The sequence below is a fragment of the Elizabethkingia argenteiflava genome (assembly GCF_009904105.1).
Lineage (GTDB): Bacteria > Bacteroidota > Bacteroidia > Flavobacteriales > Weeksellaceae > Elizabethkingia > Elizabethkingia argenteiflava.
This window is the reverse complement of sequence record NZ_JAAABJ010000258.1, coordinates 1-302: the sequence shown is the minus strand read 5'-3', so window position 1 is coordinate 302 and position 302 is coordinate 1. Positions and strand designations below refer to the sequence as shown.

General features: G+C 45.4%; 1 protein-coding gene. It reads left to right on the top strand.

Annotation, left to right across the window (positions count from 1 at the left end):
- On the top strand, positions 1-302 hold a 302-nt coding region (gene tssD, locus GNY06_RS02635; protein ID WP_166518679.1), incomplete at both ends, for a type VI secretion system tube protein TssD.

Below are 302 nucleotides of genomic sequence, written 5' to 3'. Positions count from 1 at the left end.
TACAGTGTAGATCGTGCAGTAGACGTATCGGGGCGTGTAGCTTCGGATCCTTCCAATGCGATTATCAAAATTACAGTAGAAGCTACAGACAAATCAGACATTCTGGAGAGTCTTCTCAATGGTAAATACAAGCCTACTACCGGAGAAGTCACCTTCAACAAATCCCATGAAGAAGGCACTCTGATTAGCTTAAAATGGGAAAACGGCTATGTGATCCAGCACTCTGTGGACTTCAATGCCATTGATACCAACAGCATGCTGATCAGCTTTGTCGTGAGCGCCGAGAAGATCAACTACGGAGG